This is a genomic window from Paenibacillus oleatilyticus, assembly GCF_018998565.1.
Taxonomy (GTDB): Bacteria; Bacillota; Bacilli; order Paenibacillales; family NBRC-103111; genus Paenibacillus_G; species Paenibacillus_G oleatilyticus.
The window spans coordinates 1-432 of record NZ_JAHNZO010000095.1 but is presented as its reverse complement, the minus strand read 5'-3'; the positions used below and the strand labels follow the sequence as shown (position 1 = coordinate 432).

Annotated in this window: 1 protein-coding gene; it reads right to left on the bottom strand. The window is 58.8% G+C overall.

Going from position 1 to position 432, the window contains the following annotated elements; genetic code table 11:
- Nucleotides 1-432 (bottom strand): glycosyltransferase family 2 protein (locus KQX66_RS38825; RefSeq protein WP_216798395.1); only part of this gene is annotated, 432 nt, incomplete at both ends.

Sequence of the window (432 nt, the reverse complement as noted above, 5' to 3'; positions counted from 1 at the left end):
GTCTTCATGCCCGACCTTGCGCTGGTAGACCTTGCCGACCCGGCGCTGGTTGTACATGCCGGTCAGGTTGCCGATCCAGTTGCTTTTCAACATGTCGCGGTAGGCGATGATCTCCCCGGCGCCGCGGTAATTCTTCACCTGCGCCAGGTCATTCTCGAAGGTGTAATAGTGTGAGCAGACCACGTCGTAACGCTGGGTTTTAAGGATGCCGACCTGGCGGGCCAGCTTATTCGGGTGCCAAACATCGTCGCTGTCGCAAAACGCGATGTAGTCGCCGCGCGCCGCCTCGATGGCGATGTTGCGCGTTTCGGCCACCCCCTGATTGGCGTTGTTGCGGATGTAGGTCAGCCGATCGTGAATGAACGGCTTGACCACCTCGGCGGTGTTGTCGGTGGAGGCGTCGTCAATCACATACAGGTGATAGTCCTGATA